Origin of the sequence: Comamonas sp. BIGb0124, assembly GCF_003752175.1 — a bacterium.
In the GTDB taxonomy this organism is placed as follows: domain Bacteria; phylum Pseudomonadota; class Gammaproteobacteria; order Burkholderiales; family Burkholderiaceae_C; genus Comamonas_F.
In genome coordinates this window covers 117412-141444 of the sequence record NZ_RJVF01000001.1, presented here as the reverse complement: position 1 = coordinate 141444, position 24033 = coordinate 117412, and the positions used below count along the sequence as shown (strand labels likewise).

Sequence of the window (24033 nt, the reverse complement as noted above, 5' to 3'; positions counted from 1 at the left end):
AGTCAGGCCGCTTTCGCTGTTTTTTTGGCTGGATGGGGCACTTGGCCTTCCGCCTCGCGGTGCTGTGACGACCGCCTCTCCCTGATGCTCTCTACTGCGTTGCCAGCATTGATCATTCTCAACGCTCGCTCCGCACACTTCGCCAACGCGTCGAGATAGCCGCTCATCAGCTCATCGTTGAATGCAATCTTCATGTCGAGCGCGAGGTTCGTTGTATCGATCAGAGTCAGCAGTGCGCTCATTTCCATGAGCTCGGTTGCCAAGTCACCGTAGGTCGAGGTACTTTCACTGACCGTGAGGTATGAACGTTCCGCGACATTGCTGGCCCATTGGATGACCAAGCACAGTTGAAGCTCCTCGGGTCGATCACTGGCGGAGCAGTCACCACCAAACGTGTGGCTCAAGATCGTCAGCACGGCTTTGAGGTGGTGGAGATCAGCAATGACGGCGTCGGCGACGTCAAGCTTTTCTACTCGCTTCATGGCTTGTTCACCAACCGCTATGAGCATGAGGAGGTGCTGATTCAAGCTTTGTTTCCCCGCAGCAGCTTGACGTTTTAAGTCGTCTTTTTGCCCGGTTCGATCAAAGTTCAGGACGTGGTGATCCACCGTCCCTGCCTTACGCTTGTCGTTCGTTGCCATCTGGATCCTCTCGTAGAATATCGAGTTGCCATATCGATCAATATAGCGACTCGACATCTTTAGGGCAATCGATTTATATCGATTCGATACATTTATTTTTTCCTATCAAAGACGAGGAGTCGGTGGCGTATGACAGAAGAGAAGTCTGGGTACCCGTCCGATGTGGCGGACAAGGTGTTGGTGCGGTTGCCGGATGGCATGCGCGACGGGATCAAAGATGCCGCAAAAGCCAACGGTCGCACGATGAACGCAGAGATCGTCGCCCGACTCGACACCAGCTTCACCGCGACAGAGACTTCCTCGGAAATCCTGAGCTTGATCGCTACGCTGCAGTTCGAGTTGAGCCAGGCCCGTTACCGGGAGCAGGTGCAGCTCACTGAAAGGGCGATGGTCGACGAGATCGTCCAGGGCTTGGTCCAGACGCTGGCCGAGCAGAAGTTCGACACTCGCCTGATCAAGCAATACAACCAGTTGGAGCGCATCGCGCACGAGCCTCGCCCCGCAGAGTCATCGCTTCAGGAACTGGCCCGCCGCCGTGAGTCGGAGCTGACCGTGGCCAAGCAACGCATGGACGACGCACTGGTTGCGCTCCAGCGTGCGGTGGCCGACAACTCGGGGTCGGGGTCTTCGGATTCGACGTCTTGAGACTCGATGCGGGCATGACCTGAGCATGCCGCTCAATCGCATCTGCCCGTACAGAAATCTGCTGAAAATCGCTCGCCAGAACTGTTTTCTGGGGCATGGAATGCAAAAAAAGTCACCTTGAGCCCTGGCTGATACGGATTTCTTCGTGATTTCGGCCGGATTCTGCGTCTCGGCCCTCAAGGCGGGTTACTGCATCAGCTTCGTTACACCTGCAAACAGACCGACGGCGGCGACCAGCATCGTGCCGAGCTTGATCGTCATGCGCAGTTCCAGCTTGTCGATTTTGCTGTCGAGGCGGGCTTCCGATTGATCGATTCTCGCGTCCAGACGCTGCTCAAGCCTTTCGAGATCAAAGCGCATGCCTGATTCGCAAGCTCTGAGGTCTGCCTTGGTGGCGAGGTCGGTGGCGTCGTGCGACTCGCGCACGGCGACCGACATCGCTTCGGCTTGCGCGATGGGCATGCCTGCGGCTTCGAGTGTCTTGATGAACTGGTGCGTGTCGAAGGTCACGTCGGCCATGTTATCTCCTGTTGGTCGCATCCTAAAACCAAACTTTTCTCGCCAGTGGTTCACCAGCGGCCGGTGCCCAGGCAGGCGGTTCTCAACCCGCCTTGAACAGCGTCGAAACCGACAACAAGGCCCCCACCAGCACCAGCATGGCCGCAATGGCGCCCATGGTGTGGGCGACGTGGGTCGCGATACCGCGCTGGATCAGCGAGCGGGCAATGCCGATCCAGACCAGGGCAGGGAAGGCCAGCAGCAGGGCGAGTTTGAGGAAGTCCATGGGCGGGGCAGCAGTGCAGGGCAGGGCGGGTAAAAGAACGAGCAGGCGAGCGGGGCAGGGCGCAGGCAGGGGCAGGGCCCGCGCGGCATGTTAACCGCCTGGCGGGGCGTGCGGTCGCTTTGGCCGTGGCTATGGCTGTGGGTGCCGTGCATGCCGTGGCTGCTCTGCGGGGCATCCGGTGGTGCGTCATGCGGCTTCGTTATGATCGGCGCCGCGATCGCCTGTCTGCGGTCGAGGTGTTGTCTGTGTCTCCCGATTCCCCAGTTTCGATTTCTTCGTCTTCGGTTCTTCCGGCGGCGGTTTTGCGCGCGCAGCAGTACGCCACGCGGCTGGCGTTCCTGGTGTCCGGCGTGGCGGTGGCGGTGTGGGCGCCGCTGGTGCCGTTTGCCAAGGCCCGTGCCGGGCTGGACGAAGGCGGTCTGGGCCTGCTGCTGCTGTGCCTGGGCACGGGCTCCATCCTGGCGATGCCGATGGCCGGAGCGCTGGCTGCGCGGCTGGGCTGCCGCAAGGTGCTGGTGGGGGCGGTGGCGCTGATCGCGCTGATGTTGCCGCTGCTGGCCTGGGCTTCGACCTGGTGGTTGCTGGCTGGGGCGCTGTTTGTGTTCGGTGCGGGGGCGGGGGCGCTCGATTGCGCGATGAATCTGCTGGCTGTGGCGGTCGAGCGCGACAGCGAGCGGCCGATGATGTCGGGATTCCACGGTCTCTACAGCGTGGGCGGCCTGCTGGGCGCCACGGCCATGAGCGGCTTATTGAGCCTGGGCCTGGTGCCGCTGGCGGCCTGTGGCGTGATGCTGTTGCTGATAGTGGGCTGCACGGTCTGGGCCGCGCCGCACTGGCGGCAAGAGCGGGCGGCCGGCGCGCATGGCCCGGCTTTCCAGTTGCCGCGCGGTGGCGTGTTGTTTATCGGGCTGCTGTGCCTGGCGTGTTTTCTGGTCGAAGGCGCGATGCTGGACTGGAGCGCGGTGTTCCTGGCCGATCTGCGCGGCATGCCGGCGGCGCAGGCGGGGCTGGGTTTTGCGCTTTTCTCTGCGACGATGGCGCTGGGCCGGCTCACGGGCGATGCGGTCATCCAGCGCCTGGGCCAGCGCCGCGCGGTGCTGGGGGGCGGCCTGGTGGCCGGCGCGGGGCTGTTGCTGATCGTGCTGGTGCCGCATGCGGGGCTGGCGCTGTTGGGGCATGCGCTGGTGGGCCTGGGCTGCGCCAATGTGGTGCCGGTGATGTTTTCTCTGGCGGGCCGCCACCCGGACATGCCGCCGAGCGTTTCGATTCCGGCCATCACCACGCTGGGTTATGCCGGCGTGCTGATGGGGCCGGCCCTGATCGGTTTTGTGGCCCATGCCAGCAGCCTGCAGGCGGCTTTCATGGGCCTGGCGGTGCTGATGCTGGGTGTGGCGGCAAGCGCCCGGCGCCTGTAAGCGCCGGTCGGCCTGCGGCCTCACTACAATCGCGCCCCTTGTCTCAACTTTATTTTTGAATCTGCTGCACCCATGGATATCGTCGTCAACGAAGAACTCAAGGCCTATATCGATCCGCTGACCCCCGAGGAGTACGAGTCGCTCGAGCGCAGCATCCTCGCAGAGGGTTGCCGCGACGCGCTGGTGCTATGGGGCGACGTGCTGGTCGACGGTCACAACCGCTATGGCATCTGCCAGAAGCACGGCCTGCCGTTCAATACGGTGCAGAACACGCATTTCAAGTCGATCGAGGACGTGCACCTGTGGATGATCGACCAGCATCTGGGCCGCCGCAGCGTGTCCGACTTCCAGCGCGGCGTGCTGGCGCTGCGCAAGCGCGAGATCCTGACCGAGCGCCGGGGCCGCCGTGGTGCCGCGCCGGTGACGCCCGTCGATCCGGACGATCTGCCCTGGGACGATTCCGTGCCCGGCGTGCCGCCTTCGGCCAATGCACCGGCCGCACCGGCTGCGGTGGTGGTCTCGGCCGAAAGCCAGTCGCTCAACACCCGTGAAGCGCTGGCCAAGGCCGCACGCCTGAGCAGCAGCCAGGTGGTGATGATCGAAAAGATCCAGAAGCATGCCGCGCCCGAGCTGGTCGCGGCCGTGCGGGCCGGCGAGATCACCTTGAGCGCTGCCGCCACCGTGGCCAGCCTGCCTGCCGAGGAACAGGCCGCCGCCGCCCTGGGTGGCCGCGACGAGCTCAAGCTGGCTGCCAAGCGCGTGCGCGACGCCAAGCGCAAGCCGCGCGAGGACAAGCCCGAGGGCGACGAAGAAGCCTCGGCCGAGGACGTGCAGGCCCTGCGCCAGCGCGTGGCCGAGCTCACCGAAGAAAACGAGAGCCTGCGCCTGCAGCTCGACCGTGCACGCCAGGCCCTGCAAGCCAGCGGCCAGTCGCTGCCGGAGTGACGAGAGGTTGACGAGAGATGCCCGGTCTTGGCGGGGCAGTGATCCGAAATAGAGACTGGACGACGTCTAAAGTACACACCCTGGAAACGCCCCTAACCGTGCCCAGGCGAAGTGTGCGAATATTCCTGCACGCTTCATGCACTGATACAACGCCCCAGCGCTCACTTTAAAGTCATGGTTCAACCGGAAACTACGCCTTTGTCCATCGATACGGTGGACAGCGGCATGCTGAGCCGCCTGGTTCGGGCCGATCAGCTTTCCTCCATCAGGCGCAGCGTGCTGACCGCCATTCCGGTCAATGTGGCACTGGGCGTGGCGGGCATGCTGGTGGCGATCAACTCGGGCCTGGTGCTCGAGGGCGTGTTGTGGTTCGTGCTCTCGAGCGCGGTCAACCTCGGCCGCATCGTGCTGTGCCGCTGGCCGTATCCCCGTAGCGAGACCGCATCCGCCGGGCAGAACGAGGCCGAGGGTGCCGACCATCACGGGGTGGAGCGCCATCTGCGGCTGGCCTGGGTCAGTGCCTTCGTGTCGGGCCTGGCCTGGGCCCTGGTGCCCATCCTGTGCGAGGGCTATACCTCGCCGCAGGCGGTGTTTTATCTCACCGTGGTGTGCGGCATCACGGCCGGTTCGGTCACGCATGCACCGGCCTATGCGGCAGTGCCCATGGCCTTCGTTGCGCCGCCGCTGCTGTCGGCCGTGGGGTGTCTCTGGGTTGCGGGCGGTTTCGACCATATCGCGCTGGCGGTCACGGTGATGCTGTACCTGGGGGCGCTGATCCGCATCAGCCGCCTCAGCGAGCTGGGTTTTCGTGCCAGCAGCCGCCTGCGCAACGAGGCGACGGCCATGGCGCGTTCCCTGCGCACTGCCCATGCCCGCGCCGAAGACGTGGCGCAAGAGATGCGCCGCCGCTCGATGCACGACGGCCTGACCGGGCTGCTCAACCGCGACGGTTTCATGCAGGCCGCCGAGCGGTTGCTGGCTGCACCGGGCAAGGGCCGCGATGCCGCACCGGTTCCCTGCATGCTGCTGCTCGATCTCGACGGCTTCAAGGCCATCAACGATGTGTTCGGCCATCAGGTGGGCGACGATGCGCTGGCCGGCGTGGGCCGATTGCTGCAGCACGAGCTGGCCGACGAGCAGGCGGTGGCCGGCCGGCTGGGCGGCGACGAGTTCGCCATTCTGTATGTGCCCCGGGTCGACGACTCGAGAACCGACGCGAGCGCAGGCGCGGACATGCCTGCCGGCTTGCCGGGCGCGCCGGATGCGGCGCATGCGCCGCATGCGCCGGCCCGGGCGCTGGCTGCGCGCATCATCGCGGCGGTGTCGTGCACGCAGGTGCGCAAGTACGGCCAGTTCGGCGTGAGCATCGGCATCTGCGTCGAGCGGCACGCCGGCGTGAGCGATCTGCTGGCCTTTGCCGACGCGGCGCTTTACGTGGCCAAGCGGGCAGGGCGCAACCAGTTCCATATCTTCGATGCCACCCTGCGCCGGCAGCTCGACCGCTGGCGCGATGCCGAACGCGACATGGCGCAGGCCATGCAGGGCGGCCAGGGCATCGAGGTCTGGTTCCAGCCCATTCTGGGCGATGGCGGCCGGCGGCTCGACAGCCTGGAAGCGCTGCTGCGCTGGAAACACCCCAAGCACGGCTGGATTCCCCCCGAAGACATGATCTCGGTGGCCGCCGGCACGGGCCAGTCCGAAGCGCTGCTGCGCGTGATTCTGGCGGGTGTGAGCGAATGCATCCGGCAACTGCAGGCCATGGGCTTGGCACATGTGCGGGTTGCCATGAACATCTCGCCGCGCGAGATGTCGCGCCTGCCGGTCGACGACATCGTGCTCGAATCCCTGCGTGAGCAGGGCATCGCCACCACGTCGCTCGAGATCGAGATCACCGAAGAAACCGCTCTCAACATCGAGATCGCCGAAAGCAAGCTGGCGGCCTTGGTGGCGGCCCATGTGCGCATCGCGATCGACGATTTCGGTGTGGGTTATTCGTCGCTGGCTTCGCTGCGCAGCGAGTTCATGAGCCGCCTCAAGATCGACCGCAGTTTTGTGCACGACCTGGCGGCATCACGCAACAACCGGGTGCTGGTCGATGCGGTGCTGCAGCTCGGCCGCTCGCTGGGCGTCGAGGTCGTGGCCGAAGGCGTCGAAACCGAAAGCGACATGCGCGCCTTGCTGACGCTGGGCTGCCATGTGATGCAGGGTTACCACCTGGCTCGGCCCATGCCGATGGCCGATGTGCTGGCCTGGGCGCGTGGCCACGCCGAGATGCAGGCCGCCACCGAGGCGCGTGCGCCGTCGCCGCAGCAGCCCGTGGCTGCGGAGCGGGCGGCGGGCGATCCGGTCGTTCCGGCGGCTTGAGTCCGGTCGCGTGACCGGCGCCGTCACGACGACGTGGCGGTGTGTCGTCCCGGCACGTCCCACCACACGGGCAGCAGCGCCTGTACATCGGGCCGGGCGTAGCGGTCGTCGATGAGGTGGATGCTGCCTTCGTCTTGCGTGGTGCGGATGACGCGGCCGGCGGCCTGAACCACTTTCTGCAGTCCGGGATACAGGTAGGTGTAATCGTAGCCGCGCCCGAAAAGCGATTCGAGGCGCTCGCGGAACTGTTCGTTGACGGGGTTGATCTGCGGCAGCCCCAGGGTGGCGACGAAGGCGCCGATGAGCCGGTTGCCGGGCAGGTCGATGCCCTCGGCGAATGCGCCGCCCAGCACGGCAAAGGCGATGCCCTGGCCGCCGGCCTCGAAGCGGGCCAGGAACTGCTCGCGCGCGGATTCGTCCATGCGGCGCGATTGCTGCCAGGTGGGGATGTCGGGCCAGGCCGTGGCAAAGGCGGTGGCGACCTGGTCGAGGTAGTCGAAGCTGCTGAAGAACGCCAGGTAGTTGCCGGGCCGCTGGGTGTACTGCCGGGCCATCAGCGCCACCATGGGGGCGATCGAGGCACTGCGGCGGTTGTAGCGGGTGGAGATGTGGCGGGCCACATGCACCTCGAGCTGCTGCGCATCGAAAGGCGATTCGACATCGATGTGCGCCCGGTCGTCGGGCAGGCCGAGCATGTCGGCATAGAACTCGGGCGGGCCGAAGGTGGCCGAAAACAGCGTGGCCGTGTGCGCCAGCGCCAGGCTGGGCCGCAGAAAAGGGGCCGGCACCACATTGCGGATGCACAGCATGCAGCGCGCCATGCGGTCGCGCGTGGGGGCCTGCAAATCTTGGTGCAGGTCGACGATGGAATGGGGGCCGAACTGATCGGCCAGGCGCACCACGTGCAGCATGTCGAAGAAGAACTGCTGCACCTCGCCCTCGAGCGCCTCGGGGTGGTGGACGAGGTGATCGGCGATGTCGGCGGCGCTCAGGCGCAGGGCTTCGACGAGGCTGTCGGGCAGGTCGTCGCTGGCCTGGTAGGCGAGGGTGGCGTCGCGGGTCTTGAGCCAGCCCTGCCAGGCGCGGGCGATGCGGTCCCAACTGCGCTTGAGGCGCGGCGTGGCGCGGCGCACCGAGCGCAGGCTGGCGCCGTGCAGTTCGGCGCTGAACATGCCGCGGGCCCGGTCGAGCAGGTTGTGGGCCTCGTCGACCAGCAGGGCGGTGCGCCAGTCTTCTTCGACGGCCAAGGCGCGCAGCACGGCGCTGCTGTCGAAGTAATGGTTGTAGTCGCCGACGACGACGTCGCTCCAGGGGATGAGCTCTTGTGCCAGGTAGTAGGGGCAGACCTGATGGGCCAGCGCCACGCCGCGCAGCGTGGTTTTGTCGAGACGCACGCGATGCACGGCCTGGAGCCGCGCGGCAGGCAGCCGGTCGTAGAAGCCCTGGGCCAGCGGGCATTCGTCGCCCCGGCAGGCGGCGCCGGGGTTTTCGCAGGCTTTTTCGCGTGCGGTGAGTTCGAGCACGCGGGGTGTGCCGGGGGGCAGCGGGGGCTCGGGCTTATCCAGCGCCGGCAGCAATTGGCCCAGCGCGTGCAGGGCCAGTTGCCGGCCGGGGGTTTTGGCGGTGAGGTAGAAGATCTTGTCGAGTTGCTGGCCGGGCATGGCCTTGAGCAGGGGAAACAGGGTGCCGACGGTCTTGCCGATGCCGGTGGGCGCCTGGACGCTGAGGCAGCGGCCCGATTTGGCTGCGCGGAACACGGCCTCCGCCAGCGGGCGCTGGCCCTGGCGGAACTGCGGATGCGGGAAGGTGAGGGCGGCCATGGCCGCATCGCGGGCCTGCCGGTGCGCGAGTTCTTGTTCTGCCCAGGCCAGGAACAGGGCGCAATGCCGGTCGAGGTGACTTTGCAGTTCGGCGGCGCTGTGGGTTTGCTCGATGACGGTTTCGCGCTGGCGGTCGATGTCGAAGTAGACCAGGGCCACCCGCAGCGATTCGAGCCCGCGGGCCTGGCACAGCATGGCGCCGTAGACCCGGGCCTGGGCCCAGTGCAGGGCACGGCGCTGGGCGGGCAGCCTGTCGAGATCGCCGCGGAAGGTCTTGACCTCTTCGAGCCGGCCGAGGCGGGGGTCGTAGCCGTCGGCCCGGCCGCGTACATGCAGGGCGCCGTGATCGGCCGACAGCGTGATTTCGGATTCGTAGTGCTCGCCGCGGCGGCTGGCGATCCACTGGTGGCCTTCGATGCCCTCTTGTGCGCTGGGGCCGAAGCCCAGGCCCTGGTCCAGGTCGCCTTCGCGCGCAGTGAACGCGCACAGGGTGCGGACAGCAACGGTGTAGGTGGACATGGACGGCGCCGGCGGATGGGACGAAGAAACGGCCCCCGTTGGCGGGAGGCTGAGGGGGAAGGCCATCAGCCTATCATAACTGTGTAAAAAAACAGTATCATCTGCGCACACCCGGGAATGTATTGCGCTTGACACTGTCAAGGAGTGTGTTGATATACTGTTCATAAATACAGTTATCGCAATGACCCCTCCGTTACCCACCTCTACACACTCGCCTGGGCCTGCCGCCGCGGCCCTGGCTTTGCCTGGCCGGCTGGCCCAGGCCGTGTGGCGTGGCAGCGACTGGGCGCATCTCTCGGCTCAGGCCGAAGAGGGCGTGGGCACGGGCTTTGCCGCGCTCGATGCCGAGCTGCCCGGCGGCGGCTGGCCTTTGCGGGGCTTGATCGAGATTCTGCTGCCCCCCGATGTGGCCTGCGAATGGCGATTGCTGGGCCCGGCGCTGGCGGCATTGGCGGCGCGGGGCGATTTGATGCTGGTGGCTCCGCCCCAGCCGCTGCAGGCGGCCGGACTGGCCCAGTTGGGCCTGCCGCCGCAGCGGCTGGTTCGCATCGCCGCCGCCAGCCAGGCCCAGCGGCTGTGGGCGGCCGAACAACTGGTCAAATCCGATGTTCGGGGTGCCGTGGTGGCCTGGCTGCCGCAGGCCCGGCCCGAGCACCTGCGCCGGCTGCAGGTGCATGCGCAGTCCGGGCTGGCGCCCACGTTCGTGATCCGTCCGCTGGCGTGCCGCCGCGAAGCGTCGCCGGCACCGCTTCGGTTGGCCGTGGCGCTCGATGGCTGCTGGCATCTGTCGGTGCACATCCTCAAGCGGCGCGGGGCAGGGCATACGCAGCCCCTGCGGCTGCTGGCCGTGCCGCCCGCCTTGCAGGCGGTGCTGCCGCCGCGTCTCCGCCGGGGGCAGGAAGAGACGCCGGCCCACGACGCGATCGCTGCCTCGGTCCTTGCCGAAGCGCAGTCCCCGACCCAGACCCAGGTGCTTCAAGGCCCCCTGGCCCCCGCACCGTTGCCACAGGAGTCCACCCATGACCGGGCATTGGGCCGCGTTGCTGCCCGCCACTGAGGCGCAGGCCGGGCTGCACCCGGTCGGCGCACACGAACTGGGCTTGGGCATGCTGGCCTTCAGCCCGCGTGTGGCGGTGTTCGAGGAGGCCGTGCTGATCGAGGCCCAGGCCAGCCTGCGGCTGTTTGGCGGCGCTGCGGCCCTGCACCGGCAGGTGGCCGATTTGGCCACGGCCCTGGGGGTGTGCGATCTGGGCTGGGCGCCCACCGGCCTGGCCGCGCTGGCCAAGGCGCGTGCGCGGGCGTTGCACCGGCAGGGCGCGCCGCGCATCCGGGGGCTTGCAGCGTCTGTGGATGCGGTGGGCCTGGATGGCGAGCAGCCGGATCTCGAGGGTGTGGCCATTCCCTGGCTCGACCGTCTGCCGTTGCAGGTGCTGAGCGCCGTGGCCCGGCATCGGCCCACCCTGGCCCGGCTGGGCTGCCAGACCCTGGGCGACGTGCGCCGCTTGCCGCGTGCTGGATTGGCGCGCCGCTTCGATGCCGAGCTGCTGGATGCGCTCGATCAGGCCTATGGCCTGCAGCCCGAAAGCCATGTCTGGCTGAGCTTGCCCGATGTGTTCGAAGCCCGGCTCGAATTGCTGGCCCGGGTGGAGCAGGCGGAGGCCCTCATGGCGGGGGCCGAGCGCCTGCTGCTGCAATTGCGCGGCTGGCTGACGGCACGCCAGGCCGGTGCCGACACGCTGACGCTGCGCTGGCTGCACGACAGCTTTCGGGCGCGCGATTGCGGTCCCGGCGGCGAACTGACGGTGCGTTCGGCCCAGCCCAGCCAGGACGTGCGCCATCTGGGCCGCCTGCTGGCCGAACGTCTGGCCCACGTCACGCTCGAGGCGCCGGTGAGCGATCTGGTGCTGCAGGTCGAGCGCACCCAGCCCCTGGTGCTCGACAACGCCAGTCTGCTGCCCGAACGCAGCGCACAGGCCGAATCCTGCGCTCAGACGCTCGAGCGCATTGCGGCACGCCTGGGCGCCGAGGCCATCGAACGGCCGGTGCTGGTGGCCGATCACCGCCTGGAGTGGATGCAGCAGTGGCAGCCGCCTGCCGACCCACGTGCGGCCCCCGGCACGCCCCCGCTGGCGTGGCCTTTGCCGTGCTGGCAACTGGCGCAGCCGCTGCGCCTGGCCATGCAGGGCGAGCTGCCGCTCTACCAGGGGCCGTTGCAGTTGCTGCTGGGGCCCGACCGCATCGAATCGGGCTGGTGGGGCTGCGGCGATGCGGCAGGCACCCCCGGGCAGCCCCAGGGCGTGGCGCGCGATTACTGGCTGGCGCACAGTGCATCGGCGGGTTTGCTGTGGGTGTTCCAGCAGCGCCTGGCGCGCGACGACACGGCCTGGTATCTCCACGGCCGTTTCGGCTGAAGACGCCCATCGCGCACACCCGACGGCCCTTGTTCCATGGCGTTTTCAATTCCCCCCCTGCCTCCATCCCCGGGTGCCGTGCTGCCGCCCGTGGAGGGCGTTGCGCACGACGGCTTGCCGGGTTATGCCGAGCTGTGCTGCCTGAGCAATTTTTCTTTTCTCAAGGGGGCCAGTCAGCCCGAGGAACTGGTGGACCGCGCCTGGCGGCTGGGCTATTCGGCCCTGGCCCTGACCGACGAGTGCTCGATGGCCGGGGTGGTGCGGGCGTATGCCGAATACGTCGAAGACCCGGCCGCCAAGACGCTGGACGATGCCGAGCCCGACACACCGCCCTGGCCGCGGCCGCGTCTGCTCATCGGTTCGCAGTTCGTGGTGCACGAGGACGATCAGGCCCCCGATCCTGACCAGCCCCACGAGCACGCGCCCCGCCTGGTGCTGCTGGCCTGCAACCGCGAGGGCTACGGCAACCTGTGTGCCTTCATCACGCAGTTGCGGCGTGCTTCGGTCAAGGGCAGCTACCGGCTCAACCGCAGCCAGGTCGACGGCGCGGCCTTGCGCGATTGCGTGGCCATTCTGGTGCCGCCGCGGTTGGCGCGGGACAGCCAGATGCAGGTCTGGGGCGAGTGGATGCTGAGCCATTTCATGGGCCGCTGCTGGCTGGGGGCCGCCTTGTACAGGCGCATCGACGACGAGGCCTGGCTGGCCCGCCTGCGTGCGCTGGGGGCGCTCACCGCGATTCCGCTGGTGGCCGTGGGCGATGTGTGGATGCATGTGCGCTCGCGCCAGCCGCTGCAGGACGTGATGACGGCCATCCGCCTGAACAAACCCGTCGCCGAATGCGGTTACGCCCTGCAGCGCAATGCCGCACGCCATTTGCGCCAGCGCAGCGCATTGGGCCTGCTGTATGGGGCCGATCTCATCGCCGAGACCTTGCGGGTGGCCGAGCGCTGCCATTTCTCGCTGAGCGAACTGCGCCATGTGTATCCGCACGAAGTCGTGCCCGAAGGCCATACGCCGGCGAGTTATCTGCGGCAGGCCACCTATGAAGGGGCCCGCCAGCGCTGGCCGGACGGCATCGATCCCGAGCATGTGGCGCTGATCGAGAAAGAGCTGGGGCTCATCTCCGAACTGGGCTACGAGCATTATTTCCTCACGGTCTACGACATCGTGCGTTTTGCCACCGAGCAGGGCATCCTCTGCCAGGGGCGGGGTTCGGCGGCCAACAGCATCGTCTGTTATTGCCTTCGCATCACCGCCGTCAACCCGAGCGAGACCCGCCTGTTGATCGAGCGTTTCATCAGCCGCGAGCGGCGCGAGCCGCCCGACATCGATGTCGATTTCGAACACGAGCGACGCGAAGAGGTCATTCAATACCTCTACAAAAAATACGGCCGCGACCGCGCCGCGCTGACGGCCACCGTCATCCGCTACCAGCCGCGCTCGGCGATCCGCGATGTGGGCAAGGCGCTGGGTTTCGAGACCGAGCTGGTCGAAGCGCTGGCCCGCAGCCACAAGTGGTGGGATGGTCAGGCGGTGCGCCCCGAACGCCTGGCCGAGCTCGGCTTGCAGACCGACGACGCCGCCGTGCGGCAGCTGCTCGAGCTCACGGGCAAGCTCATCGGTTTTCCTCGTCATCTGTCGCAGCACACGGGCGGTTTTGTGCTGACCAGCGAACCGCTGTCGCGTGTGGTGCCGATCGAGAACGCCAGCATGGCCCATCGCACCGTCATCGAATGGGACAAGGACGATCTCGACACGGTCGGGCTGCTCAAGGTCGATGTGCTGGCCCTGGGCATGCTGACGGCCTTGCGCAAATCCTTCGACCTGTATGCGCTGCGACATGGCCGCGAGCTGGGGCTGGCGACCGTGCCCCAGAAGGACGAGGCCACCTTCGACATGATCTGCAACGCCGACACCATCGGCGTTTTCCAGATCGAGAGCCGTGCGCAGCAAAGCATGCTGCCGCGCCTGAGGCCGCGCACCTACTACGACCTGGTGGTCGAGGTCGCCATCGTGCGGCCGGGGCCGATTCAAGGGGGCATGGTCCACCCTTATCTCGAGCAGCGCGCGCTTGATCGCAAGGGCAAGTCGATCCCCCCCGATCCGCTGCTTCATGCGGCGCTTTCGCGCACGCTGGGCATCCCCATCTTTCAGGAGCAGGTGATGCAGGTCGCGATCGACGGGGCCGATTTCTCGGCCGATGAAGCCGATGCGTTGCGCCGTTCGATGGCGGCCTGGCGGCGCAAAGGGGGTGTGCATCGCTTCCAGAAGAAGCTGACCGAGGGTTTGCTCGGCAACGGCTTCTCGCAGGACTTTGCCGATCGGCTGTTCAAGCAGATCCAGGGTTTCGGCGAGTACGGTTTTCCGGAAAGCCATGCAGCCAGCTTTGCGCTGCTGGTGTATGCGTCGTGCTGGATCAAGTGCCACGAACCGGCGATCTTTCTGGCCGCGTTGCTCAACTCCCAGCCGCTGGGTTTCTACACGCCCAGCCAACTGGTGCAGGACGCACGCCGCCACGCAGTGGAAGTGCGGGCGGTGGATGTCTGCCACAGCGACAGCGATTGCACGCTCGAGGAACTGCACCGCCGGCCGCAGCCTGCCATCCGGTTGGGGCTGCGGCTGGTGTCGGGGCTGGGGCATGCCAGTGCCATGCGCATCGTGGTGGCCCGTGCGCAAAGGCCTTTTACCGATGCGGGCGACCTGGCCCAACGCGCCGGCCTGCAACTGCACGAGATGAAACTGCTGGCTGCGGCCGATGCGCTGGCCTCGCTCAGCGGGCATCGCCGCCAGCAGGTGTGGGATGCCGCCGCGCAGCATGCGCCGCCGCCCGTGCTGCGCCAGGCCCGCATCGACGAACGGCAGCTCAGCCTGCCTGCCGCAGCGGAAGGCGAAGACATCGTCTGGGACTATGCGGCCCTGGGCCTGACGCTGCGCAGGCATCCGCTGGCCCTGCTGCGCGAGCGGCTGCGGCGCGGGCGCTGGATGTCGTCGGCAGAGCTCGCGCAGCAGGTGGGCGACGGCGATCGCGCCTGGACCGCCGGCATCGTGACGCTGCGCCAGCAGCCGGGCACGGCCAAAGGCACGGTGTTCGTCTCGCTCGAGGACGAACATGGCACGGTGCAGGTCATCGTCTGGAAAAGCCTGCGCGACCGCCAGCGCCAGATCCTGCTGGGTGCCCGCCTGCTGGCGGTACGAGGCCAGTGGCAGAAGCAGGACAGCGTCTGCAATCTGGTGGCCGATCGCCTGTGGGATCTGACCCCCCTGCTGGGACGGCTGAGCACCGACAAGAGCCGAGATTTCCGTTGACGGATGACGTGACGACAACCCCTTTGATACACGAAGCCATGAACACCCTGTCCTCCACTGCGACCCCCACCGCCACCCCCGCTGCGGCTTTCAATGCCGTCGCCGCCACTGCGACCGCAACCGCAACCGCCACTGCTGCGGCCGCGGCGAATGTGCCCTCCGGTTCGGATTTTGTCGTCAGGGGCGGCGCGCTGGCGGCGTGCACCTCGCTCACGCGCCGCCATGCCCAGCGCCTGCGCGAAGTCTTCCGCTCCGCGGGCTGGCCTTGCCACGACATCCTCGAAGCCGACCTTCTTGCGGCCGGTCTGCTGGAGCGCCGCTGCAGTTCGCAGGGCCACGAAACCGTGCGCCTGACCGATGCGGGGGTGCGCCATCTGGCGCAGGCCAGTCAGCAGAACCGGGCGGCACGCAGCGCCCATGAAACCCTGGTCGGTCTGGTGGCCGAACGCATGCAGCGCGATGGCCGCATCGTCTGGCAGGGGCTCTCGTTGCGTGCCGATGTGTCGGCCGCGGCCGGTCTGGTCATGCCCTCGGCCAGGCCGGAAGAAGGGGGCGAGGCCCATGCAGCGGATGAAGGCGCGGCGTCCTCGCTTGCCACGGTTGCCATGGCTTCATCGGCCTCGGTCGCAGGGTCTAGAGGGGCGAGGGCGTCGACAGGGCCTTCGGCGCAGCCGCGCAGCCTGCTCGACGGCGACGATGCGGCGCTGGGTCTGGGTCTGCCGGACGAGGCGCGTGCGCAATGGAAACTCTGCCGGCCCGACGTGTTCTCGATCCGCAATTCGAGCGTGCCGGCTTACCTCGACCCCATCGTGCACGAGATCAAGGTCAGCCGCGCCGATCTGCTGGGCGACCTGAAGAAAACCGACAAGCGTGCGGCCTACCTGGGGCTGGGCGGGCAGTGCTGGTATGTGCTCGGCCAGGATGCGCGGGGCCGGGCCATTGCCGATCCCAACGAGGTGCCGCTGGAGTGCGGTGTGATGGTGGCGGTGGGCGATCGGCTGGTGGTGGCGCGCATGGCCCCAAGGCGTGCAGCCACGGGTCTGCCGTTTCATGTGTGGATGGCGCTGGCGAGGGCCACACCCATGCCGCCGGGATCGGGCGGCGCCCTGGATGGGCAGGACAGCCTGTCCGAGCAGGGTAATGAAATCGATAGCATCTAGCCAGTGCCAGCTAACACTGATAGCCCAGGCTATACCGCCGAACCATGACTCTATTTTCGCCGGTTTTTTGCCTTTCGTGACCGATACCAATACGCACCCCGGGGCCGCCGGTCTGCTGGGCCGCGGGCGCCGCTATAGTCGCCACTCCCTTGGGGAGTAGCCTGTCGGCGGTGCAACGCGCACGGCCGGCGCCCGCGTCAACATGATTGGTTCGTGACGAACCATGGCGCGGGTAGATCCGCACACGCACGCCGTGCAGCGGATCCGGCGAGACCATGGGCATGTTTTCCGTTCCGGCTGGGCGATGGAGGCATGCCTGTGTGTGCCCCAGCCGCCCCGAACGATGTACCCATGACTGCTGTTTCCACCCTGTTGCTGGCGCTTGCCATGTCCACCGATGCATTTGCGGCGGCCATCGTCAAAGGCTCGGAACTGCGCCGGCCGCAGTGGCGCGATGCCTTGCGCACAGGTGCCATCTTTGGTGTCATCGAGGCCATCACGCCGGTCGTCGGCTGGGCGCTGGGCCTGGGCGCGGCCAGCTACATCCAGGCCTGGGACCACTGGATCGCGTTTGCACTGCTCGCCATTCTGGGCGGACGTACCATCTACGCCGGCCTGAGCGGCCAGCCCGACCACCTGCCGCGCAAGCCGGCACAGCATGGTTTCTGGACCTTGGCCGCCACCGGCTTTGCCACCAGCATCGATGCCATGGCCGTGGGCGTGAGCCTGGCTTTCCTGGATGTGCCCATCGTGCCCGTGGCGGTGTGCATCGGCCTGGCGACTTTTGTGATGGTCACGCTGGGCGTGATGCTGGGACGCGTCATGGGCCTGGTGGTCGGCCGCCGTGCCGAGATCGTGGGCGGGCTGGTGCTGCTGGGCATCGGCTGTGCCATCCTCTACGAACACCTGATGGTGCTGGACTGACCGATACAGGTGCACCAAGCCCCCTGAAAAGCACGAAGCGGCACTGTGACGCACCCCCCCGGTAGGAGAGGGGGCAGCGCCCTTGTGAGGGGGCTCCCAGCTTGCTGGAATGGGACGCGGAGCTGGCATTGCAGCCTACAAAATGCGGGTGCGGATGGCCTTACAACTGAGTCACCGGATCGATTTGCAGACCCATCGCAAGGCATCCGGACCTACCCCAAGCAAAGGAGCACTCGCAATGACCGCCATCAAGAAAATCATCAGCACCACCGCAGCCGCCATGCTGGTCACTGGCAGCATGTCAGTGCTGGCCCAGCAGACCCCCGCACCTCAGGCTACCGGCCAGTCCAACTCGGGCTACACCCAGCAGGCCACGACGCCTCCGGGCAGCGCTGCAACCAATGCAGCCGGCACCACCGGCGTCCGTCCCTCGAACAGCACGCCGGCCGGTGGCTCGGGTGCAGGCATGGCCGGTTCCGGCACCACGATGAACCAGCCCAACCAAGTGGCTCCGGTGCCCAGCGCCGGCACCACGCCCACACCCGCCACGGGCACCACGGGCATGACCCACACCCCGCGTGACAAGAACGACACGCGCGGCATGTCGAACTCGGGCCGCACCATGCAAAAGCCCTGAGGGCATTTGAACGCAGTGGCTCTGCCCGGGCTGCCGAGGTATCCCGGGCGTCTACACCGAATCAGAACAAGCAATCCGACATCCATAGGAGATCACCATGAACTGGGACCGCATCGAAGGCAATTGGAAACAACTCAAGGGCAACGTCAAGGAACAGTGGGGAAAGCTCACGGACGACGACTTTGACGTGATCGCCGGCAAGCGCGAACAACTGTCCGGCAAGATCCAGGAACGCTACGGCATCACCAAGGACGAAGCCGACAAGCAAGTCAACGACTGGCATGGCCGTTCGGGCACCTGGCTGCCCTGAGCGATCGTTCCCGGCCGCTCGGTGAGACGAGCGGCCACTGAACCCTCAAGGCCGAAGGCTCGCCTGTTTTAACGCCTGCCCACAGCCTGCAAAGACCCACCGGATCCCATCGGACCGGTGGGTCTTTGCGTTGGGCGTCGCCTGTCTTTCGACTCAGACCGTGGCTTCGGCGACCACCGGGATGCCTTTGAAGCGCGCGCGTTTCTCGACGGGCGTGGCCGGGCGGATCTGTCCGCGCTCTTGAACGAAAACCACGTTGTCGTCACCGGCGTCGCTGTTGACGAAGGTGCGCAGGCGTTTGACGACGGCGGGGTCGTCGACGGCTTTTTTCCATTCGCAGGCATAGGTGCCGACGACATGCGACATCTCGGCCTCGAGTTCGGCGGCGATGCCCAGGCTGTCGTCGAGCACCACGGACTTGAGGTACGCGAGGCCGCCCTCGAGGTTGTCGCGCCAGGTGCTGGTGCGTTGCAGGCGGTCCGCGGTGCGGATGTAGAACATCAGGAAACGGTCGACCATGCGGATCAGTGTGGCGTCGTCGAGGTCGACGGCCAGCAGTTCGGCGTGACGCGGTTTCATGCCGCCGTTGCCGCAGACGTATAGGTTCCAGCCGCGTTCGGTGGCGATGATGCCGACGTCCTTGCCTTGTGCCTCGGCACATTCGCGGGTGCAGCCCGACACGCCGAACTTGATCTTGTGCGGCGAGCGCAGGCCCTTGTAGCGGTTTTCCAGTTGCAGGGCCATGCCCACCGAGTCCTGCACGCCGTAGCGGCACCACGTCGAGCCGACGCAGCTTTTCACGGTACGCAGCGATTTGCCGTAGGCATGGCCGGATTCGAAGCCGGCGTCGACCAGCTCGCGCCAGATCAGCGGCAGCTCATGGACCTGGGCGCCGAACAGATCGATGCGCTGGCCGCCCGTGATCTTGGTGTAGAGGCTGTAGCGCTTGGCGACCTGACCGATGGTGATGAGCTGGTCGGGCGTGATTTCGCCGGCAGCCACGCGGGGCACGATGGAGTAGGTGCCGTCTTTCTGGATGTTGCCGAGGAAGTAGTCGTTGCTGTCTTGCAGCGGCGCCTGGTCGCGGTTGAGGACAAAGTCGTTCCAGCAGCTGGCCAGGATGTTGGCGGCTGTGGGCTTGCAGATGTCGCAGCCGTGGCCCTTGCCATGCTTGTGGAGCAGGTCGGCAAAGGTGCGGATCTTGCCCACGCGCACCAGGTGGTGAAGCTCCTGGCGCGAGTAGGGAAAGTGTTCGCACAGATGGTTGTTGACCGCCACCCCCTGGCGCTTGAGTTCGGCCTTGAGCACCTGCGTGACCAGCGGCACGCAGCCGCCGCACGAGGTGCCGGCCTTGCTGCAGGCCTTGAGGTCGCCGATGGTGTGCGCGCCGTCGGCGATGGCTGCGCACAACTGGCCCTTGCTGACGTTGTTGCACGAGCACATCTGGGCGCTGTCGGGCAGCGAATCGACGCCGAGGCCGGGCTTGGCCGCGCCGTCGCTGGCGGGCAGGATGAGGTGTTCGGGAGCCTCGGGCAGCGCGATGGCGTTGAGCATCATCTGCTGCAGCGTGCTGTATTCGGTGGCATCGCCCACCAGCACGGCGCCGAGCAGGAGTTTGCCGTCTTCGCTGACGACGATGCGTTTGTAGATCTGGCGCAGCTCGTCCGTGTAGCTGAAGCTGCGGCAGCCCGCGGTCTTGCCGTGGGCGTCGCCGATGCTGGCGACATCCACGCCCATGAGCTTGAGTTTGGTGCTGAGGTCGGCGCCGGTGAAGGCGGCATCGTGCTGTTCGCAGAGATGGCCGACGGCCACCCGTGCCATGTCGTAACCGGGCGCGACCAGGCCGAAGACCTGCTCTTTCCAGGCTGCGCATTCGCCGATGGCGTAGATGTCGGCATCGCTGGTGCGGCATTGGTCGTCGACGGCCACGCCACCGCGGGGGCCGACGGCCAGCAGGCTCTGGCGGGCGAGTTCGTCGCGGGCGCGGATGCCGGCCGAGAACACGATCATGTCGGTTTCCAGCCAGGTCCCGTCGGCAAACACCATGCGGTGCCGGGCGGTGGCGCCGTCGGTGATCTCGACGGTGTTGCGGCTGGTGTGGACGTGCACGCCCAGCGCTTCGATCTTGCTGCGCAGCACGCGGCCGCCGCCTTCGTCGACCTGCACCATCATCAGGCGGGGCGCGAACTCGACCACATGCGTTTCCAGACCGAGGTCGCGCAGGGCCTTGGCGCATTCCAGGCCCAGCAGGCCGCCGCCGACCACCACGCCGCTGCGCGACTTGGCACCCGAGGCCTGCATGGCCTCGAGGTCTTCGATGGTGCGGTAGACAAAGCAGTGCGGACGCTCGCGCCCCGGCACGCCGGGCACGAAGGGCGCCGAACCGGTGGCCAGCACCAGCTTGTCGTAATCCAGCACGTCGCCGTCGGCCAGCATCACCGTGTGGTTGCGGCGTTCGATGGATTGCACACGGGCGTTGAGGCGCAGGGTGAGGCCGGGCCGGTCGTAGAAGCCGGGCGGCACCAGCGAAAGATCGTCGGCGCTGCGGCCGCTGAAGAACTCCGAGAGATGGACGCGGTCGTAGGCCGGGCGGGGCTCTTCGCCCAGCACCGTCACCTCCAGGCCGGCGGCGGGCAGGTCGGGATGGCGCTTGACCAGTTCCTCGAGATAACGGTGGCCGACCATGCCGTTGCCGATGACCAGCAGTTTGCGGGGTGTCTTGTGCGTCGCGTGTGCCATGCGACTTCCTCGTGGGTATGGCGAACGGGCCGGGCGCGGAGCGCGGTGACCGGTTCGCGGGTTGCAAAAGCAAAAAGGCGCCCGCAACAAGCCCAGCTCTTGCAAGCCGGGTGTCGCGGACGCCTTTGTCCTGGACGGCATCCCGACGCCATTGCCGGGATGCTGTACCCGAGGTCATGCAATTTCGATGCCAGCCAAAACCCGTGCGGATGGGGCCTTGCTGCCCTGCAATGCTTCGATCCGGGTCGCATGTGGTGCATGCGCTGCGCCAAAGTGGTGCCCATGCAGACGGGCATGCCGTTGGCGGTGGCCTGCATGCAAATGCGGCCACAATGCCCGCCATGCCATTTGATCTCGACATCGGACACACCAGCCGGGCCGGCCGAGCCTCGGTCAACGAGGATTTCGTGGCGTTGCAATTGCCGACGGGCGACGGTGCGCACGGCATGCTGGCTGCCGTGGCCGATGGCGTGAGCGCGGGAGGCTGGGGCCGTGAAGCGGCGCAGACCACGGTGACCAGCCTGGTTCGCGACTACGGCTGCACGCCTGCCACCTGGGAACCCACGGTGGCCATCGACCGCATCCTGGGGGCGCAGAATGCCTGGCTGGCCGGGATCAACCGCCGCCGGCAACCGGCTTACGGCTTGACGACGCTCACTGCGCTGGTGCTGCGGGGGCAGAGCTACACGCTGGCCCATGTCGGCGATACACGGGCGTATCTGCTGCGCCAGGGGCGGCTGGAGCAATTGACCGAAGACCATGTGATGGGCGGGCGGGATTTCTCGCACCGGCTGTCGCGGGCAGTGGGGCTGGAGGACCGGCTGGCGGTGGATTACCGGCAGGGCGAGGTGCTGGCAGGGGATGTCTTCATCCTGCTGTCGGACGGTGTGCATGGCCGGCTGTCGGCACGCCGGCTGGCGCGGCTGGCGGCGCAGCAGCCCCCGGTGGCCGCGCAGGCACTGGCCGACGCACTCGCCGATGCGGCGTGGCGCGACGGCAGCCAGGACAACCTGACGGCGCTGGTGATCTGCGTGCGCCAGGTCGAGGCGGCGACGCTGGACGACGTGACGCGCCGCGCCTTGCAACTGCCGGCGTTGCCGCTGCTCAAGCCCGGTGCGGCGATCGACGGATTGAGCATCGAAGAACTGGTGGCGGACAGCGGCATCTACCGGGTCTACCGTGCGCGGGACGAAGCCAGCGGCCAGCTGTACGCCCTCAAGGCCCTGCATGCCCAGCGCGCACACGACCGCCACGAAAGGGCGGCGCTGGCGCACGAGGCGTGGGTGGCCGGCCACCTGCAGACCGGCCCGGCGGCGCCGCACCTGGTCAAGCTGCATGCGCCCCGGGTGGGCGAGCCCTCGGCTCATTACCTGCTGTATGAATGGGTGGAGGGGCATACGCTGGAACAGGCCCTGGCGCGGCGCGAAGTCGCCAGCGTGGAGCAGGTGCTGGCGATGGGGCGGCAGGCGGCACGGGTGCTCGGCTTTCTGCACCGGCAAGGTGTCGTGCACCGGGATGTCAAGCCGGCCAATCTGCACCAGGGCCGCGATGGCGTGCTGCGCCTGCTCGACCTGGGTGTGGCGCTGACGGGCCGCGAACCCGAAGCGGTGCGGGCCCTGCATGCCGGCACGGCCAGCTACGTCAATCCGGAACAGTGGGACGATCCGCCGGTACCGGCCGACGCCCGCAGCGACCTGTTTGCGCTGGGGGTGACGCTGTACCGGCTGTTGAGCGGCGGACGGCTGCCCTATGGCGAAGTGATCCCGTATCAACGGGGCCGCTATTGGCGCGATCCGATCGCCCCCAGCCGGCACAATCCGCAGGTGCCGATCTGGCTCGATGCCATCGTGCTCAAGGCGGTTTCACGGCGTGTGGACGACCGTTTCGAGACCGCCGAGGAGCTGCTGCTGGCGCTCGAGCGCGGTGCCGCACGGCCCTTGCCGCCACCCGGGCAGACGCCGCTGGCGGCGCGTGATCCGGCCCTGGGCTGGAAGGCGGCGCTGGCGGCCAGCGTGGTGCTCAATGTGTTGCTGGTCTACTGGATGCTGTTCCTGCCGCGCTGAGGCGAGGACCCGGACGCGATCGGTGCCGCGGCCCGCCGGCGCCGGCTCAGGCGGGTACGGTGCGTGCGCGGCCGCCTTTTTCGGCCCAGGTGCGTGTCCAGCGGATCTGCATGAAGCGCAGCATGGCCAGCATGGCGAGCGCACAGGCGGCAAAGATGGCAAAACCCGTGAAGTAGCTGCCGCTGTATTGCTGCGACAGGCCCATGGTGGCCGGAATGAGGCCGCCGCCGAGTGCGCCGAGTTCACCGATCATCGAGCCCGCCACGGCCGTGGTGGCCGGCCAGCGCAGCGGAACCAGCTGGAACACCGCGCCGTTGCCTGCGCCCAGGGCGGCGAAACACACCAGGAAACAGATCACCGTCAGTGCCAGCGACTGGCTGCTGAGACCGCACAGCAGCAGGCTGCCCGAGATGACGACCAGCACGACGGTCAGCGTGTTGACGCCGCCCCAATGGTCGGACAGCCAGCCGCCCAGGATGCGGGTGGCCGCCCCCATGAACGCCGCCAGCATGGTGAGCTGGCCTGCCTCGATCTTGCTCACGCCGAACTGATCGTAGAAGTAGCTGGGCAGAAAGGTGGCCAGCCCGATGAAGCCGCCGAAGGTGACGGCGTAGATGAGGCTGAAGGCCCAGCCGTCTTTCTCGAACAGGCAGGCGACGTGGTCGCGCAGGGAGGCGTGGGCATCGCGGTCTTCGGGTTCGCGTGCGAACAGGATCATCACGACCATGGGCAGCAGGATGCCGATCGCCGCCAGGCCGTACACGGTCTGCCAGCCCAGGGCTTGCGCCAGGGGCGGGGCCAGCAGCGCCGCCACGGCGGTGCCGATGTTGCCGGCGCCCACCAGGCCCATGGCCAGGCCCTTGTAGCGCGGCGGGAAAGAGCCCGAGCCCAGCGACAGGGCCACGCCGAAGCTGGCCCCTGCGATGCCCAGCAGCACGCCCATGGCCAGCAGGTCGTTGAAGGAGTCGACGGCGAAGTAGCCGTAGAGCATGGCCAGGGCGATGCCGACCATCTCGACCAGCGTGGCATTCTTGCGCCCGATGTACTGCGCCAGCAGCCCCAGCGGAAAACGCATGAGCGCGCCGGCAAAGATGGGGATGGACAGCATCAGGCCCTTCTGTGCCGGGGTGAGGTCGAAGGCCTCGCCGATGAACGGCGCCATGGCCCCGTTGATGACCCAGATGCCGCATGAGCAGGCGAAGTAGAAAAACGCGGCGCCCAGGGTTGGTGCATGCCCAGCGTTCAAAAAGGTGCGGAATCCCGCCATGGAACTCTCCAATGGATCGTGTCGTTGAGGCAAAAAAAAGCGTCCACACCCGTGCTGCCGCTGTACGCGGGCACGCGTGTGGA

At 67.2% G+C, this 24033-nt stretch carries 18 protein-coding genes; 12 read left to right on the top strand and 6 right to left on the bottom strand.

The window, feature by feature from the left end; all coding sequences use genetic code 11:
- Positions 1–2: 2 nt before the first annotated feature.
- Complete coding sequence (locus EC845_RS00610; protein ID WP_148077201.1) at positions 3–641, bottom strand: hypothetical protein; 639 nt, start codon at positions 639–641, stop codon at positions 3–5.
- Between the two features lie 129 nt (positions 642–770).
- On the opposite strand from EC845_RS00610, the gene EC845_RS00605 reads away from it, so the two are divergent.
- Positions 771–1286, top strand: a complete 516-nt coding sequence (locus EC845_RS00605) for an Arc family DNA-binding protein (protein WP_123295284.1) — start codon at positions 771–773, stop codon at positions 1284–1286.
- 186 nt (positions 1287–1472) lie between these two features.
- On the opposite strand, the gene EC845_RS00600 is transcribed toward EC845_RS00605, so the two are convergent.
- Entirely contained in the window at positions 1473–1805 is a 333-nt protein-coding gene (locus EC845_RS00600; protein ID WP_123295283.1) for a DUF1640 domain-containing protein, read from the bottom strand.
- Positions 1806–1887: 82 nt separating this feature from the next.
- Positions 1888–2070, bottom strand: a complete 183-nt coding sequence (locus EC845_RS00595; RefSeq protein WP_123295282.1) for a hypothetical protein — start codon at positions 2068–2070, stop codon at positions 1888–1890.
- Between the two features lie 245 nt (positions 2071–2315).
- Here EC845_RS00595 and EC845_RS00590 point away from each other — a divergent pair, with 245 nt between their 5' ends.
- The 3 genes from EC845_RS00590 (at position 2316) to EC845_RS00580 (ending at position 6794) form a co-directional block, all read left to right on the top strand.
- A complete protein-coding gene (locus EC845_RS00590; protein ID WP_233597882.1) occupies positions 2316–3485 on the top strand; it encodes an MFS transporter in 1170 nt (389 codons plus the stop codon).
- A 72-nt stretch (positions 3486–3557) separates the two neighbouring features.
- Complete coding sequence (locus EC845_RS00585; RefSeq protein WP_123295281.1) at positions 3558–4430, top strand: plasmid replication/partition related protein; 873 nt, start codon at positions 3558–3560, stop codon at positions 4428–4430.
- A gap of 198 nt (positions 4431–4628) precedes the next feature.
- Positions 4629–6794 carry a bifunctional diguanylate cyclase/phosphodiesterase gene (locus EC845_RS00580; protein ID WP_233597881.1) on the top strand — a complete coding sequence of 722 codons (2166 nt, stop codon included), beginning with the start codon at positions 4629–4631 and terminating at the stop codon, positions 6792–6794.
- 23 nt (positions 6795–6817) lie between these two features.
- Here EC845_RS00580 and EC845_RS00575 read toward each other — a convergent pair whose 3' ends face one another.
- Entirely contained in the window at positions 6818–9133 is a 2316-nt protein-coding gene (locus EC845_RS00575) for an ATP-dependent DNA helicase (RefSeq protein ID WP_123295280.1), read from the bottom strand.
- 181 nt (positions 9134–9314) lie between these two features.
- Here EC845_RS00575 and imuA point away from each other — a divergent pair, with 181 nt between their 5' ends.
- The 7 genes from imuA to EC845_RS00540 all read left to right on the top strand — a co-directional run bounded on the left by imuA (position 9315) and on the right by EC845_RS00540 (position 17881).
- Positions 9315–10190 (top strand): translesion DNA synthesis-associated protein ImuA, encoded by an 876-nt coding sequence (imuA, locus tag EC845_RS00570; protein WP_123295279.1) that lies wholly within the window; start codon positions 9315–9317, stop codon positions 10188–10190.
- A complete protein-coding gene (locus EC845_RS00565; protein ID WP_233597880.1) occupies positions 10153–11544 on the top strand; it encodes a DNA polymerase Y family protein in 1392 nt (463 codons plus the stop codon). The genes imuA and EC845_RS00565 overlap by 38 nt, the downstream gene beginning before the upstream one ends.
- A gap of 36 nt (positions 11545–11580) precedes the next feature.
- Positions 11581–14850, top strand: coding sequence for an error-prone DNA polymerase (locus EC845_RS00560; RefSeq protein WP_123295278.1), 3270 nt, complete (start codon positions 11581–11583; stop codon positions 14848–14850).
- 38 nt (positions 14851–14888) lie between these two features.
- Positions 14889–16010: a hypothetical protein gene (locus EC845_RS00555; RefSeq protein WP_123295277.1), complete on the top strand. Its 1122-nt coding sequence runs from the start codon at positions 14889–14891 to the stop codon at positions 16008–16010.
- Between the two features lie 351 nt (positions 16011–16361).
- Positions 16362–16934: a manganese efflux pump MntP family protein gene (locus EC845_RS00550; protein WP_123295276.1), complete on the top strand. Its 573-nt coding sequence runs from the start codon at positions 16362–16364 to the stop codon at positions 16932–16934.
- A gap of 238 nt (positions 16935–17172) precedes the next feature.
- Positions 17173–17571 carry a hypothetical protein gene (locus EC845_RS00545; RefSeq protein WP_123295275.1) on the top strand — a complete coding sequence of 133 codons (399 nt, stop codon included), beginning with the start codon at positions 17173–17175 and terminating at the stop codon, positions 17569–17571.
- Positions 17572–17668: 97 nt separating this feature from the next.
- Positions 17669–17881 (top strand): CsbD family protein, encoded by a 213-nt coding sequence (locus tag EC845_RS00540; protein WP_123295274.1) that lies wholly within the window; start codon positions 17669–17671, stop codon positions 17879–17881.
- Positions 17882–18034: 153 nt separating this feature from the next.
- Here the strand turns inward: EC845_RS00540 and nirB are convergent, their stop codons facing one another.
- On the bottom strand, positions 18035–20620 hold the full coding sequence (nirB, locus tag EC845_RS00535) for a nitrite reductase large subunit NirB (RefSeq protein ID WP_123295273.1): 2586 nt from the start codon (positions 20618–20620) through the stop codon (positions 18035–18037).
- A gap of 341 nt (positions 20621–20961) precedes the next feature.
- Between nirB and EC845_RS00530 the strand changes: the two genes are divergently transcribed.
- Positions 20962–22683: a bifunctional protein-serine/threonine kinase/phosphatase gene (locus EC845_RS00530; protein ID WP_123295319.1), complete on the top strand. Its 1722-nt coding sequence runs from the start codon at positions 20962–20964 to the stop codon at positions 22681–22683.
- A gap of 46 nt (positions 22684–22729) precedes the next feature.
- Here the strand turns inward: EC845_RS00530 and EC845_RS00525 are convergent, their stop codons facing one another.
- Positions 22730–23950 (bottom strand): nitrate/nitrite transporter, encoded by a 1221-nt coding sequence (locus EC845_RS00525; RefSeq protein ID WP_123295272.1) that lies wholly within the window; start codon positions 23948–23950, stop codon positions 22730–22732.
- Positions 23951–24033: the final 83 nt, after the last annotated feature.